Source organism: Kitasatospora sp. NPDC057692 (genome assembly GCF_042799475.1).
In the GTDB taxonomy this organism is placed as follows: Bacteria; Actinomycetota; Actinomycetes; order Streptomycetales; family Streptomycetaceae; genus Kitasatospora.
Window position 1 is genome coordinate 1 of sequence record NZ_JBHVIV010000071.1, and the last position, 14,631, is coordinate 14,631.

Annotated in this window: 12 protein-coding genes; 2 read left to right on the forward strand and 10 right to left on the reverse strand. The window is 74.7% G+C overall.

The window, feature by feature from the left end; translation table 11 throughout:
• Nucleotides 1-31: 31 nt before the first annotated feature.
• The 3 genes from ACFVFS_RS30695 to ACFVFS_RS30705 all read right to left on the reverse strand — a co-directional run bounded on the left by ACFVFS_RS30695 (nt 32) and on the right by ACFVFS_RS30705 (nt 3,454).
• Nucleotides 32-370 (reverse strand): P-II family nitrogen regulator, encoded by a 339-nt coding sequence (locus ACFVFS_RS30695; protein ID WP_380285260.1) that lies wholly within the window; start codon nt 368-370, stop codon nt 32-34.
• Nucleotides 367-1,773 carry an ammonium transporter gene (locus tag ACFVFS_RS30700; protein ID WP_380628090.1) on the reverse strand — a complete coding sequence of 469 codons (1,407 nt, stop codon included), beginning with the start codon at nt 1,771-1,773 and terminating at the stop codon, nt 367-369. Before ACFVFS_RS30700 ends, ACFVFS_RS30695 begins: the two co-directional genes overlap by 4 nt.
• A 226-nt stretch (nt 1,774-1,999) precedes the next feature.
• Complete coding sequence (locus ACFVFS_RS30705; protein ID WP_380628091.1) at nt 2,000-3,454, reverse strand: hypothetical protein; 1,455 nt, start codon at nt 3,452-3,454, stop codon at nt 2,000-2,002.
• A gap of 578 nt (nt 3,455-4,032) precedes the next feature.
• Here ACFVFS_RS30705 and ACFVFS_RS30710 point away from each other — a divergent pair.
• Nucleotides 4,033-4,704, forward strand: a complete 672-nt coding sequence (locus tag ACFVFS_RS30710) for a bifunctional DNA primase/polymerase (RefSeq protein WP_380628092.1) — start codon at nt 4,033-4,035, stop codon at nt 4,702-4,704.
• A gap of 120 nt (nt 4,705-4,824) precedes the next feature.
• Here the strand turns inward: ACFVFS_RS30710 and ftsY are convergent, their stop codons facing one another.
• The 7 genes from ftsY to ACFVFS_RS30745 form a co-directional block, all read right to left on the reverse strand.
• Entirely contained in the window at nt 4,825-6,036 is a 1,212-nt protein-coding gene (gene ftsY, locus ACFVFS_RS30715; protein WP_380628093.1) for a signal recognition particle-docking protein FtsY, read from the reverse strand.
• A gap of 98 nt (nt 6,037-6,134) precedes the next feature.
• Nucleotides 6,135-9,701, reverse strand: a complete 3,567-nt coding sequence (gene smc, locus ACFVFS_RS30720; protein ID WP_380628094.1) for a chromosome segregation protein SMC — start codon at nt 9,699-9,701, stop codon at nt 6,135-6,137.
• Between the two features lie 169 nt (nt 9,702-9,870).
• The gene (locus ACFVFS_RS30725; protein WP_270143783.1) at nt 9,871-10,074 is read right to left on the reverse strand and encodes a hypothetical protein; all 204 of its coding nucleotides are present in this window, start codon (nt 10,072-10,074) and stop codon (nt 9,871-9,873) included.
• Between the two features lie 413 nt (nt 10,075-10,487).
• Entirely contained in the window at nt 10,488-10,787 is a 300-nt protein-coding gene (locus ACFVFS_RS30730) for an acylphosphatase (protein WP_376093727.1), read from the reverse strand.
• Nucleotides 10,788-10,822: 35 nt separating this feature from the next.
• A complete protein-coding gene (locus ACFVFS_RS30735; protein ID WP_380628095.1) occupies nt 10,823-11,317 on the reverse strand; it encodes a winged helix-turn-helix transcriptional regulator in 495 nt (164 codons plus the stop codon).
• A gap of 31 nt (nt 11,318-11,348) precedes the next feature.
• Entirely contained in the window at nt 11,349-11,927 is a 579-nt protein-coding gene (locus ACFVFS_RS30740) for a hypothetical protein (protein ID WP_380628096.1), read from the reverse strand.
• Nucleotides 11,928-12,036: 109 nt separating this feature from the next.
• Nucleotides 12,037-13,395 carry a hypothetical protein gene (locus tag ACFVFS_RS30745; protein ID WP_380628097.1) on the reverse strand — a complete coding sequence of 453 codons (1,359 nt, stop codon included), beginning with the start codon at nt 13,393-13,395 and terminating at the stop codon, nt 12,037-12,039.
• A 305-nt stretch (nt 13,396-13,700) separates the two neighbouring features.
• On the opposite strand from ACFVFS_RS30745, the gene ACFVFS_RS30750 reads away from it, so the two are divergent.
• Entirely contained in the window at nt 13,701-14,624 is a 924-nt protein-coding gene (locus ACFVFS_RS30750; protein WP_380628122.1) for a hypothetical protein, read from the forward strand.
• Nucleotides 14,625-14,631 lie beyond the last annotated feature (7 nt).

A 14,631-nucleotide genomic window follows, 5' to 3' on the forward strand; every position in this document is an offset into this window, starting at 1 on the left:
GTCGGAGGCGGTGGCCATGCGGTCGGGCCCCTCAGAGGGCGTCGGGGCCGCGCTCGCCGGTGCGGACCCGGACGGCCGTCTCGACCGGCACCGCCCACACCTTGCCGTCCCCGATCTTGCCGGTCCTGGCCGCGTTGACCAGGACGTCGATCAACGGCTCGGCGTCCTCGTCCTCGACCAGGACCTCGACCCTGACCTTGGGGACCAGGTCCACGGTGTACTCCGCGCCCCGGTAGACCTCGGTGTGGCCGCGCTGGCGGCCGTAGCCGCTCGCCTCGGAGACGGTCAGGCCGTGCACGCCGAAGGCCTGCAGGGCGGCCTTCACCTCGTCCAGGCGGTAGGGCTTGATGACGGCGGTGATGAGCTTCATCGGGCGTCCACCTCGGTCTTCTCGGTGCCGTGCGCCGCCGCGGCCGGCGCGGATGCGGATGCGGGGGCCAGCGCGGGTGCGGAGGCAGGTGCGGATGCGGAGGCCGCGGCGACCAGTGCCGCGGCCGGGGCGGCCGTCCGGCCGAGGCCCGAACCCAGCGCGCTGAGGTCGTACGCGGACTCGGCGTGCTCGGCCTGGTCGATGCCGGCCAGCTCGACGTCCTCGGCGACCCGGAACCCGATCACCCGGTCCACCGCCTTGGCCAGCAGCCAGGAGAGCACGAAGGAGTAGCCGCCGACCACCGCCACGCCCATCGCCTGCCTGCCCAGCTGCTCCACCCCGCCGCCGTAGAACAGCCCCTTGGCGCCCTGGCCGACCGTCCCGGTGGCGAACAGGCCGACCAGCAGCGAGCCGATCGCCCCGCCGACGGCGTGCACGCCGACCACGTCGAGCGAGTCGTCGAAGCCCCAGCGGTACTTGAGGCCGATCGCGGCGGCGCAGGCGGCCCCGGCGACCAGGCCGATCGCCACCGCGCCGAGCGGGGAGACCGAGCCGCAGGCCGGGGTGATCGCCACCAGGCCGGCCACCGCGCCGGAGGCGGCGCCCAGCGTGGTGAACGCGCCGTGCCGCAGCTTCTCGAAGACCAGCCAGCCGACCAGCGCGGCGCCGGTCGCGACCTGGGTGTTGAGCAGCGCCATCGCCGCCACGCCGTTGGCGGCCAGCGCCGAGCCGGCGTTGAAGCCGAACCAGCCGAACCAGAGCAGCCCCGAGCCGAGCATCACCAGCGGCAGCGAGTGCGGGCGCATCGGGTCCTTGCGGAAGCCGATCCGCCGGCCGAGCACCAGGCAGAGCGCGAGGCCCGCGACCCCGGCGTTGATGTGGACGGCCGTCCCGCCCGCGAAGTCGATCACGCCGCTGCGGTCGCCGAGCCAGCCGCCGTTGCCGCCGTCGAAGAAGAAGACCCAGTGGGCGACCGGGAAGTACACCACGGTCACCCAGAGCCCGATGAACAGGCCCCAGGCCGCGAATCTCGCGCGGTCCGCGACCGCCCCGCTGATCAGCGCCGGGGTGATGACCGCGAACATCAGCTGGAACGCGGAGAACGCGGTCACCGGGATCGTCCCGGTGAGGTCGGCCAGGCCAATGCCGTGCATCCCGAGGAAGTCCAGGTTGCCGATCAGACCGGCGCCCGCGTCGGGGCCGAAGCTGAGCGAATAGCCGTAGAGGACCCACAGCACGGTGACGATGCCCAGCGACAGGAAGCTCATCGCCAGCATGTTCAGCGTGCTCTTGGCCCTGACCATCCCCCCGTAGAAGAAGGCCAGCCCCGGGGTCATCACCATGACCAGGGCCGCACTGATGAGTACGAAGGCGGTGTCGCCCGCGCTGAAGCCGTCCGGCATCGGCTCTCCTCCTGACTGGAAGCCGATCCGCACCCGGATCCCTGTCCCGTGCACCCGGGGCGTCGGCGTTGACCAGGAGCGTGCCGAAGGCCGGTTTCGGCCGATGCGGCCGGGTGTTTCGCCTCCGTGACGAGGGCGACCGCGGGGTTACACCCGCGTGAACACGGCACCGACCGTGCCGTCGGCGGCCGGCACGGTCGGTGGGTGAGGGGTGTCGCGGTGGGGCTCAGACCACCGAGACGTACTCGGGGATGTCCTGGACCACCCGCTCCTTGAGCCGGCTGACCGCGTCCACGCCCTTGAACCGGGAGGCGGCGGCCTCGGTGGTCTTGCGGACCCGCGAGTTGAGCCGCTCGGAGCGGACCTTGGTGGCGATGTCCACCGCCTGCTCGGCGAAGACCGCCGCCTCCTCCGGCTCGTTCTGCAGCAGGTGCACGCTGGCCATGCCGACCAGGTTGAAGGCGTACGAGCGGACGTGGTCGCCGTCCTGCCGGAAGAGGTCGACCGCGCGCTCCATCACCGGCGCGGACATCGAGGCGTACAGCTCGGAGTTGTCCGAGTGGTAGGCGAGGTCGCGGAAGGAGTGCGCGTTCTCCGCGTTCAGCTCGGCCGGTGAGAAGAACTTCAGCCAGTCCGGGTCGGCGTCGCCCTCGCGGATGTCGGTGAAGGTGTCCTCGGCCAGCCGGATCGCCCGGGCACACCGGTTCACCTCGCCGATCGTGGCGTAGGCGCGCGCCTCCATCGCGTACAGCAGGGACTGCTGGCGCGGGGTGGCGGTGTCGCGGCTGCCGTACTGGGCGAGGTGGATCAGCTCCAGCGCGTCCTCGCCGCGGTTGAGGTGGATCATCTGCCGGCTCATGTCGGTGAGGATCAGCGCGCCGAACGGCCGGTCCCCGGCCTCCTTGGCGGCGTGCAGCGCCAGCACGTAGTACTTCTGCGCGCTGGGGTGCATGCCGACGTCGTAGGACATCCAGCCGGCCAGGTGGGCCAGCTCGGCGGTGAGCCGGAACAGCCGCCGGGTGGTCTGCTCGGGGTAGGTCTCCTGGAGCAGGTCGGTGACCTCGTGGAGCTGGCCGACCACCGCCTTGCGGCGCAGTCCGCCGCCGTTCTGCGCGTCCCACTGCCGGAACATGACGGTGGTCTGCTCCAGCAGTTCCAGCTCGGGCTCGGAGAGCCGGCCGGTGAACGGCTCGCCGCCGTTGGCCGCGGTCAGGATCGGGGTGGGGGCGCCGGTCGGGCCGGGCGCCAGCCAGCGCTGCATCGGCTCGATCAGCGCGGCACCGGCGGTCAGGGCGAGCGAGGTGCCCAGGAAGCCGCGCCGGTTGAGCATGAGGTCGCTGCGGGAGTAGTCGCTGATCAGCTGGACGGTCTGCGGCGCGCTCCACGGCAGGTCGACGCCGCCGCCGACGGTGGAGACCGGTACGGCGGCGCGCAGGCCGAGGTCCTCGATGGAGACCACCGAGCCGAACCGCTCGGAGAAGAGCTCGGACATGATCTTCGGGATCGGCTCGCGCGGCTGCTCGCCGTCGAGCCAGCGCCGCACCCGCGAGGTGTCCGTGGAGACGTGGTGCGCCCCGATCTGCCGGGCCCGGCGGTTGACCTGGCGGGCCAACTCGCCCTTGGACCAGCCGCTGCGGGCGAACCACGTGGTCAGCTTCTCGTTGGGTTGCTTCTCTGCCATGGGTCCGTCCCCATCCCGCCCGGGCCCCCGGGGCCCCGATCGTGACCGCCCGACGGTTGCGGGCTCTTACCAGACGTGTCGTACCGGACCGCGGCGCTGCCGCCGCGGACGGACCGTCAGTTCCCCAACTCTCGGCCCGCCATGGCCCGGAGCGGACTCCCCGACGAGGTCCGTGTGCTGAACGTAACGCCCCGCACACCGCCCCGGGGAGCGGCCCTGGCGAAACGCCACCTTTCGCCACCCCCAGGAGTGAACCGAACCGTGTCGGCAGGCGGTTCACTAGGAAGTCCCGGCGGCCCGGCATATGCGGGCTGCCAAGTCCCCGACGGCACCCGGCCTTTCGGGCGAACCGCCGCCGCCACGGGCGGTTTTGGCACCCGCACCGGCCGACGGCCCTCCCGCGCACCGACGATCCGGCATCACCACCACCGACCACAAGGCGGCGCACGAGGCGCACCAGGGCAACTGGCGCACACCGCGCGCTGCGCGCCGCCACCGCACCACGCACCACGCACGGAATAAGCAACACACAGTCACCGTCCCGTAACCATCGGCAACGAGAACCTGTTGGGGGAGGCATGGACAACCTGTTCGGCGTACTTCGACTGGGGCACCTGCGGCTGGCGCCGCGGGGCGCGCGCCGCCGCACCCGCGCGACCGCGAGCCAGGCGGCCGCGGAGTACACCGGCCGGTGGGGCTGGGCCGTCGTCGTCGGCGAGCCGGCCCGCACGGCCGCCGGCCCGCACCGCTGCCACTGCGGTGCGCCGCGCTGCGCCGCCCCCGGCCTGCACCCCGTCCCCGGTGCCGGACCGGCCGCCCGCCCCGGCACCGAGGTCTCGGTGCTGTTCCCCACCGGCCGCGCCTTCGACGTCCTCGACGTCCCCGAGCAGGCCGGCCTGCAGGCCCTGGTCCGGCTGGAGCGGATGGGCACCCAGGTCGGCCCGGTGCTCGCCGCGCCCACCGGGCGGCTGCAGTTCCTGGTCGCGCCCGGCACCGCCCGCCGGCTGCCGGACCTGCTCTACCGGATGGGCTGGGACGACGCCGCGCTCGACCTCACCTGCCACGGCGAGGGCAGCTTCGTCGCCGCGCCGCCCACCGTGCTCGCCGGCCTCGGCGCGGTGCGCTGGCTGCGCCGCCCCACCCGGGACAACGCCGGCTGCCCGCCCGAGGCCCGGCTGCTGCTCGGCACCCTCGCCTACGCCTGCCACCGAGGCCGCGAGCGCACCCGCGAGCCCGCCTGGATCGCGTGACCGGCCGTCCGGAACACCGGGAGGGCCGCCGGAGGGACCGCCGGCGCGGAGGGCGGGGGGAACGCCGAAGGGCCCGCCCCTCGCGGGAGCGGACCCTTCACCGGTGGCACCCGGCGGTGCTCAGTCCCCGATCAGCGCGTCCACGAACGCGCCCGGCTCGAACGGCGCCAGGTCGTCGGCACCCTCGCCGAGGCCGATCAGCTTGACCGGCACACCCAGCTCGCGCTGGACGGCCACCACGATGCCGCCCTTGGCGGTGCCGTCCAGCTTGGTCAGCACGATGCCGGTGATGTCGACCACCTCGGCGAACACCCGGGCCTGGATCAGCCCGTTCTGGCCGGTGGTGGCGTCCAGCACCAGCAGCACCTCGTCGACCGGGCCGTGCTTCTCGACGACCCGCTTGACCTTGCCCAGCTCGTCCATCAGGCCGGTCTTGGTGTGCAGGCGGCCGGCGGTGTCCACCAGCACGGTGTCCGCGCCCTCGGCGATGCCCTCCTTGACCGCGTCGAAGGCGATCGACGCCGGGTCGCCGCCCTCGGGCCCGCGCACGGTGCGCGCGCCGACCCGCTCGCCCCAGGTCTGCAGCTGGTCGGCGGCGGCGGCGCGGAAGGTGTCGGCCGCGCCGAGCACCACCGTGCGGCCGTCGGCGACCAGCACCCGGGCCAGCTTGCCGGTGGTGGTGGTCTTGCCGACGCCGTTGACGCCGACGACCAGGACGACCGCGGGGCCCTCCGCGTGCTTGGTGGAGCGCACGGTGCGGTCGGCGTCCTTGCCGATCAGCTCGACGAGCTCCTCGCGCAGCAGGCCGCGCAGCTCGTCCGGGGTGCGGGTGCCGAGCACCTTGACCCGGGTGCGCAGCCGCTCGACCAGCTCCTGGGTGGGGGCCACGCCGACGTCGGCGGTCAGCAGGGTCTCCTCGATCTCCTCCCAGGTGTCCTCGTCGAGGTGCTCGCGGGAGAGCAGCGAGAGCAGGCCCTTGCCGAGCGAGTTCTGCGAACGGGAGAGCCGCGAGCGCAGCCGGACCAGACGGCCGGCGGTGGGCTCGGGGACCTCGATGGCGGGGGCTTCCTCGACCGCCTCGGGGGCGGCCTCGACCTCGGCCTCGACCTCGGCCTCGGGGAGCTGGACCTCCTCGACGGTGCGGCGCGGTTCCTCGGTCGGTGGCGCGGCCTCTTCGCCTACGGCGGGCTCGCGCGGGGTCGGGGGCGCCGTGATGACCGGCGCCTGCGACTTCGGGGGCAGCTGCTGGCGTCGTCTGCCGGAAACGACGAGTCCGGCGATCGCTCCGACGGCGACCACCGCGATGACTACGGCAAGAATCACGTATTCCATAACGCCCTAAGTATCCGCGACACCGGTCCCCGCGGACCGCAGGCGGCCGGGTGGATCACCGGCGGACCGTCCGGGGCCGGAAGTGGATCACCCTCCGGTCAGGGCCGCCGCTCCTTGCGGTCCTCCCGCAGCCGCTGGCTGATCACCTGCGAGATGCCGTCGCCCTTCATGGTCACCCCGTACAGGGCGTCGGCGGACTCCATGGTCAGCTTCTGGTGGGTGATCACGATCAGCTGGGAGCTCTCCCGCAGCTCCTCCATGATCCCGACCAGCCGGCGCAGGTTGGTCTCGTCCAGCGCCGCCTCCACCTCGTCCATGACGTAGAACGGGCTGGGCCGGGCCTTGAAGATCGAGACCAGCAGCGCCACCGCGGTCAGCGAGCGCTCGCCGCCGGAGAGCAGCGACAGCCGCTTGACCTTCTTCCCCGGCGGGCGGGCCTCCACCTCGACGCCGGTGGTCAGCATGGACTCCGGGTCGGTGAGCACCAGCCGGCCCTCGCCGCCCGGGAACAGCCGGGAGAACACGCCCTCGAACTGCGCGGCGGTGTCGTGGTAGGCGGCGGTGAACAGCTGCTCGACCCGCTGGTCGACGTCCTTGACGATGTCGAGCAGGTCGCGCCGGCTGCGCTTGAGGTCGTCCAGCTGCTCGCCGAGGAAGGTGTGGCGCTCCTCCAGCGCGGCGAACTCCTCCAGCGCCAGCGGGTTGACCTTGCCCAGCTGCTGGTACGCCCGCTCGGCCGTGCGCAGCCGCTTCTCCTGCTCGGCCCGGACGTACGGGCGCGGCTCGCCCGGCTCCCGCCCCTCCTCCGGCGTGGACGGCGGAACGAGCTGGTCCGGTCCGTACGAGGCCAGCAGTTCGGAGCCCTCGATGCCGAACTCCTCCAGCGCCCGGCCCTCCAGCTGTTCGATCCGCAGCCGCTTCTCCGCCCGCAGCACCTCGTCGCGGTGGCCGGCGTCGACCAGCTTGTCCAGCTCGTCCTTGAGTTCGCGCCCGTGCTCGCGGTGCTCCCTCAGCTCCGCCTCGCGCGCCGCCCGGGCCTGCTCGACGGCGGCCCGTTCGGCGTCCGCCCGGGCCAGCGACACCTCCAGGCAGGCGAGCAGCTGCCGGGCTCCGGCGGCGACGGCGCCCGCGACGGCGGCGTCGTGCTCGGCGCGCCGACGGCGCTCGGCGGCCCGGGCCCGCGCCTCGCGCTCGGCGCGGGCGGCCCGGTCCAGCTGCTCGGCCCGGCCGGCCAGCGCGCGGACCCGCTCCTCGTGGGTGCGCACCGCGAGCCGGGCCTCCAGTTCGGTCTGCCGGGCGGCGGTGGCGGCCCCGGCCAGCCGCTGCTGTTCGGCGGCGTCCGGCTCGTCCTCCCCGTCGGCGGCCGTCTCCTCGGCGACGGCGAGCCGTTCGGCCAGTTCCCCGGCGGTGGCGAGCAGCTGGGCGAGGCCGTCCTCGGCACGGCCGGCGGCGGCGGTCAGCCGTTCGGCCTCGCCGGCCGCGGCCCGGGACTGTCCGCCGAGCCGGCCCACGGTGCCCGCCATCTCGGCCCGCCCTCGTTCCAGCTGCCGCCGCCGGAGGGCGAGTTGATCCAGCTCGGCGGCCGACTCCCGGCGCCGTTCGGTGAGTTCGGCCAGCCGCCCGGCGGACTCGGCGCAGCGGACGTCGAGTTCGGCGATCGCCCGGGCGGCCTCGTCCACCGCGGCCTGGGTCTCCAGCAGGCTGGGGGCGGCGCCGGAGCCGCCGTGCGCGAAGCCGGCGCCGAGCCGGTCGCCCTCGGCGGTGACGGCGCTCAGCGCGGGGTGCGCGGCGATCAGTCCGAGGGCCCGGTCGAGGGTGTCCACCACCGCGACGCCAGCCAGCAGCCGGGCGACGGCGGCCCGCAGCCCGGCCGGTCCGTCGACCAGGTCGGCGGCCCAGCGGGCGCCGGGCGGCAGCTCCACCGCCGGGTCGGCCGCTTCGGGGGCACCGGCGATCAGCAGGGCGGCCCGGCCGGCGTCCTCCTTGCGCAGCAGCCGCAGCGCCTCGGCGGCGGTGCGGGGCGAGTCGACGGCCACCGCGTCGGCGGCGGCGCCGAGCGCGGCGGCCACGGCGGTCTCGTGGCCGGGGGCGATCCGCAGCAGTGCGGCGGCCGGTCCGAGCAGCCCGGTCAGCCGCTCCCCGGCGGCGAGCAGGGCGCCGCTGCCGTCCTTGCGGCGCAGGCCGAGTGCCAGCGCCTCGTGCCGGGCGGTCAGCGCGGCCCGCTCCCGCTCGGCGGCGCCGGCGGCCTCCCGCGCGGCAGTGAGCTCCCGCTCGACGGCGGCGAGCCGTTCCCGGGCGCCGTCGTGCGCGCTGTCGGCCCGCTCGCCGTCCTCGGTGTCGGCGTCGACCCGGATCCGCAGCTCCTCGTACTCCTGCCGGGCGGCTTCGGCACGCAGCAGCGCCTCGTCGCGGGCCTCGGCGAGCCGGCCGATCTCGGCCTCGGCGGCGGCGGCCTTGGAGCGGGCGGCGGCGGCCTGCCCCTGGAGCCGGGCCAGCCCCTCGCGGCGGTCGGCGATGGCCCGGGCGGCGTCCTTGAGCCGGCGCTCCTCGGCGGCGAGGGCGCGCTCCAGCCCCGCCTTGGCCTCGACCGTCTCGTCGAGCGCCTCCCGGGCCTGTTCCAGGGCCTCGGCCAGCGCGGCCTCCTCCTCCCGGACCCGCTCGGCCTCGCGCTCCAGCTCCTCCGGGTCCCGGCCGCGGCGCTCCTCGGCCTGCCCGCCGGCGGCGGCGTGCCGGGCCCTCGCCTCGGCCAGCCCGATGGTGCCGCGGGTGCGCTCGGCCAGCGCGGAGAGCCGGTACCAGGTCTGCCGGGCGGCCTCCAGACCGGGGCCGAGCTGCTGGACCTGCGCCTCCAGCACCGCCTCGCGCCCGATCGCCCGGCCGAGCTCCTGCTCGACGGTGGAGCGGCGCAGCCGCAGGGCCAGTTCGTCGGCGATCTCCGCCTCGACGGCGGTGCGCAGCGCGAGCAGGTCGTCGGCGAGCAGCCGCAGCCTGGCGTCGCGCAGGTCGGCCTGGATCCCGGCGGCGCGCCGGGCGATCCGGGCCTGCCGGCCGAGCGGGCCGAGCTGGCGGCGCAGCTCGGCCACCAGGTCCTGGACGCGGTTGAGGTTGACCTGCATCGCGTCCAGCTTGCGCAGCGCCTTCTCCTTGCGCTTGCGGTGCTTGAGGACGCCGGCCGCCTCCTCGATGAAGGCGCGTCGGCCCATCGGGTCGGCGTGCAGGACGGAGTCGAGCTGCCCCTGGCCGACGATGACGTGCATCTCGCGGCCGATCCCGGAGTCGGAGAGCAGCTCCTGGATGTCGAGCAGGCGGCAGGTGTCGCCGTTGAGCGCGTACTCGCTGCCGCCGTTGCGGAACATCGTCCGGGTGATGGTCACCTCGGAGTACTCGATCGGCAGGGCGCCGTCGGTGTTGTCGATGGTGAGGCTGACCTCTGCGCGGCCCAGCGGGGCGCGCCCGCTGGTCCCGGCGAAGATGACGTCCTCCATCTTGCCGCCGCGCAGCGACTTGGCGCCCTGCTCGCCCATCACCCAGGAGAGCGCGTCGACGACGTTGGACTTGCCGGAGCCGTTGGGCCCGACCACGCAGGTGATGCCGGGCTCGAACCTGAGGGTGGTGGCGGAGGCGAAGGACTTGAACCCGCGCAGCGTCAGACTCTTCAGGTGCACGCGCCGGTCTCCTCGCCTCGCTCGCCAGGGCTCCAGCGGCGACTGTATCCCCCGGCGGCCGGCGCCCGGACACGACGAAGGGACGCCACACGGGGCGTCCCTTGCAAGCTGCGTCCCTTTCGGGGCGGCTCAGTGCACAGCGGCGTCGATCGAGGGGATCGGGCGGGACTCAGGTGAGAGCCGGCTCCCGCTGGTCCAGATCGATGCTGTTGAGCAACGAGTGCTCGCCGGCGACAGCGGTGAGAGCGTCGTTCTCAGCCTGCATCCGAAGGAGCTCGGCTTCGAGATCCTGGACGCGCTGCTGCAGCCGTCGCATCTCGGAAAGCATTCGCGGGTCGGGGCCGCCGACGTACCCGAGAAGCGCCTTTGCCATGATGAATGGTCCTCCACGCTGAGTGACCGAACCGGAACGGTACAGGTCTAGGGGGAAGGGGGACGCACGCGCGGCGCGCACCGGCAGTGCTGGCTGGGCACTACGGCACAACCACCGTGAGCTGGGCTCGCGGGGGCGTGCGCCTACCGGAATGACGCGGTCGTGTGCGCGGGCTTCCAGCGTCTCACCAAAGACGGTACGGGTCAACACGATCACCGCACGCTACCGCGCCCCTGTCACCTGCCTGGCGGTGTCGTCACGCCGGGCGGTCGCGAAGGGGGGTCCACCACCTGCTCGTGGATCATCGTTCGATGCGGAGTCAACCACGAGTCTGCCCGGATGGCAACCGTACGACACCGCCGGTTGCCGATCGTTTTCCGGCGGCCCGCTCCGGACCCGGTCCCGGGTGGCGGTCAGCGGATCGCGAAGCTCTCGTAGCCGGGCCCGACGGCGGTCCAGATCTCGGTCACACCGCTCACCCGGCCCGGTGTGTCCGGGCCCCTGAGCAGGGCGAGCAGCTGCTCGCAGTCCGGGGCGAGGCCTTCGGCCACCACCTGCACCCGGCCGTCGCCGAGGTTGCTCGCGTAGCCGGTCAGGCCGATCTCCAGCGCCCGCGCCCTGGTCCACCAGCGGAAGCCGACCTGCTGGACCTTGCCGCGCACCCAGGCGGTGACCCGGACCGGCTCGTCACTGTGGGCGTCGCGACCGTGCATGCCCCCGACCCTATCCGCCCCGGTGGCGGTGCGCGTCACGGGCCGGACGGGCCCTCGGCGGTCCAGCCGGGGCTGCGGATCTCGGCCCGCAGCTCCGCCCCGCGGCCGGGTTCGCCGCAGGTCCGGCAGACCCAGTGCGGGTCGTAGGGGTGCGGCGGGTGCCCCTGGGGCGCGTGCTCGAAGACCACCGGCGCCTCGGGCAGCACCCAGCGGTCACCCCAGGCGAGCAGCGCCTGGGTGAGCGGCGCGAGGTCGCGGCCGGCCTCGGTCAGGTGGTACTCGTACCGCGGCGGCCGCTCGCTGTAGGGCCGCCGCTCGACCACGCCCGCCTCCTCCAGCGCCCGCAGCCGCGCGGTGAGCCGGTCGCGGGGCGCCCCGGTGTTGCGGGCGATCCGGTCGAAGCGGTGGTTGCCGTAGAAGAGCTCCCGCACCGCGAGCAGCGCCCACTTCTCCCCCACCACGTGCAGCGCGGCGGCGATCGAGCACGGCCGGCCGGGCAGGGAGGGGGCGGCGGACTGGTCGGAGGTCACGTCGAACAGCCTGCCACACCGGGTTGGATTCTCAAACCAGTCCGCTCAGGGAGGCCAGCCCGGCCAGCGTCCTCAGCCGCTCGGGGGCCACCCGCACGGCGACGGTCGAGCCGTCCGCGAACCGCAGCTCCACCCGGCGGGCGCGCGAGCGGGGGCGGACGTCCGGGGGCCTGCGCAGGCGGAACGGGCCGAGGTCGGCGAGGTGCTCGGTCGCCAGCACCCCGCGCCGCTTCAGCAGCAGCACCCGGCGGTCGGTGACGGCCAGCAGCACGTAGCCGAAGGTCGGCGAGGCGCGGGCGAGCTCGGCCTCCCGGGCGGCGGCGGCGAACCGGCCCGCGGTGCTCTCCCAGCCGCCCCGCAGCGGCGGCGCGACCAGCCGACCGCCGACCAGCAGCACGCCCAGCCCGACCAGGGCCGGCAGGCCCTCGGGGTCCAGGACGTCGAGCCCGTGGTTGAGCGCGAGCTCCACGCCGGTGTCCGTGTCGCGCCCGCGCCTCCGGTAGCGCCTCGGCGGCCGGCGGGCCAGCGCGCTCAGCCGGACCTCGGCCAGTCCGAGCAGTTCCTCGCCCGCCCGCAGCCACGGCTTGGCCGCTCCATGATCCGGTGCCACTCCCCCGCCCCCTCCGGCGACGCCGCCCCCCGGCACAGCACGGCCCCCACCGGTCGCCCGGTGGGGGCCGTGGGCCGATCATCGCATCGGCGGGAGACACGGGCCAGGGTCAGAAGCCGCCACCGAAGTCGCCGCCACCGCCGAAGTCCCCGCCGCCACCGAAGTCGCCGTCGAAGCCGCCGCCGAAGTCGGAGGAGTTGAAGTCGGCGCCGGAGACGTCGCCGCCGTCGTAGCCGGCGCCCGCGTCGACGGGGCCGGCCGCGTACGCCGGGGTGGCCATCATCGAGCCGAGCATCGTGCCGACCAGCAGCCCCGGCAGCAGGCCGCCGCCGCCGAAGCCGCCGAAGTACCCGCCCGCCCAGGGACCGTAGGCCGGGCCCGCGTTCCAGTACGGCTGCGGGCCGTGCTCGGTCGGGACGGTCCGGATGTCCGGGGCCTGGCCGGCCGCCAGCCGGTCCGCGTCGGCCCGGCAGACCGGGACGGCACGGGCGGCGCCGCCCACCGGGGTCCACTCGGCGTCCAGCACGGACGGGCCGTGCCGCGGGTCGAAGAAGCACGGCGGCCGGCGCTCCGGCAGCGGCCGCGCGTCCCGCCGGGCCGCCAGGGTGGCCAGCGCGAACCGGCCGTCCTCCAGCGCCTCGGTGACCGGCTTCACGTCCTCCGGCCCCTCGGCCCCGTCCATCAGCCGCTTGGCCTTCTCGTACGAGTCCAGCGCGTGCGTGTAGTCGGCGCGCTGCACGTCGTCGGCGCCCGGCGCGGACGGCACGAAGTCGAGCCGGTCCAGCTCCTCGCCGTAGGCGGTGATGTCCTCGTCGACCACCTGGCGCAGCTGCGCCAGCTCGGCCCGGCGCTGGTCCTCCTTGCGCCGCTTGGCCCGGCGGAACAGCAGCAGGACGCCGGTGCCGGCGAGCGCCAGCAGGGCCAGCGGGACGACCACCGCGGCGGTGGAGAGGCCGCCCTTGTCGCTGTTCACCCCGTGCCCCTTGACCTGCGGGGCTGCGGTGTCGACGAAGTCGTTCAGCGTGCCGTCGATGTCGCCGGGGTGGGAGCGGAAGGAGGCGCCGGCGATCCGCTCTGCGCTCGCGCTGGACAGCGCGGCCTTGTCGGAGCGGGCCTGGAACTGGTCGCCGCGCCAGATCGCGTAGGTGCCGGTGACGCCGACCTTGGTGCGCAGGTCCTCGAAGACGGTCCTGGCCCCGTACGGATCGGCGGCCGGGACGACCGCCACGAAGATCGGCCTGTCCGCCTTGCGGATCTTCTCGGTCAGGGCGTCGGCCTGGCTCTGGCCGAACCGGTCCGCCATCGCCGGGTCGACGTACACCCGGCCCTGCTTGAGCGCGGCGGCCGCGTCGTCGAGACCGCCGGCCGCCGAGGCCGCCGGCGCCAGCAGGAGCAGCAGCCCGAGCAGCGCCGACACCAACGCCAGCGGCCCGGCGCCCCGGGAACGTCGTCGTGCAAGGGTTCTCATGTCTCGACGCTACCCCGAGCGACCCCCTCGACGGGCATGCCGGCCGGGTGCCGTCCGGCCGGGCACCCCCACCGTCCGCCGGGGTGGCTCCCCCTTCTGCGGGATGATCTTCCGCCCGGCCGCCCCCGAGGCGTCCCCGGACGGGAACCCGGTCGGCGGCCCGCGCGTACCTCCCGGCAGGCACCGGACCGGGCCGGCCGCCGGGACAGGGCGTCCCGCCGGTCCTCCGCGACCGGGCATAGTGGTGGCGGTACCGCCGCCCCGTGAGCACCTCCCGCCCCACCCCTCCTGATCGGAGCTCCGCGTTGTTGATCGGCCTCGTCACCGCTGTGGCGGCCTCCGCCTGCTACGGCACCGGTTCGGTCCTGCAGGCCGTCGGCTCCCGGCGCTCCGCCCGCGAGGAGGCCGCCAAGGGCGGCGCCTCAACCGGTACCACCGCCCACGGCGGGCCCAGCCTCGCCTCCACCGCCAAGGCCGCCGTGACCTGGGAGTTCATCCTCGGCACCGTGCTGGACTTCATCGGCTTCGGGCTCGGCGCGCTGGCCGCCCGGCTGCTGCCGCTGTTCCTCTCCCAGACGATCATCAGCGCCAACCTGGTGATCACCGCGGTGCTCTCGATCAAGCTGCTCGGCATCCGGCTCAAGCAGTTGGAGTGGGCCTCGATCGGCGTGCTCTGCTCGGCCCTGGTGCTGCTCGCGGTCTCCGCCGGACCGGAGGGCGGCCACCACGCCGCGATGGCCTTCCACTGGTGGCTGCTGGCGATCACCACCGTGCTGCTGGTCGGCGGCGGCCTGCTGGTGCGGCGGATGGGCGCCAACGGCGCGATCGTCGCCGGTCTGCTCTCCGGCCTCGGCTTCGGCGCGCTCGGCGTCGGGGTGCGCATCCTCAACGGCATCGAGCCGTTCGACCTCGCCCGGCTGCTCTCCGACCCGGCCCTGTACGCGATCCTGGTCGGCGGCATCGGCGGCATGTACGTGCACACCGTGGCCCTGCAGATCGGCTCGGTGAACGGCGCCACCGCCGCCCTGGTGGTCGGCGAGACGGTGCTGCCGGGCGCGGCCGGCGTCCTCTGGCTCGGCGACTCCTCCAAGGCCGGGCTGGGCTGGCTCGGCGTGGTCGGCTTCCTGATCGCCGTGGTCGCGGCGGTCGGCGTCGCCTACTTCGGCCAGGACACCCACGGCGGGCTGCCGGAGGCCGCGCCGGCCGAACCGGAACTCGCCAAGAGCTGACGGTTCC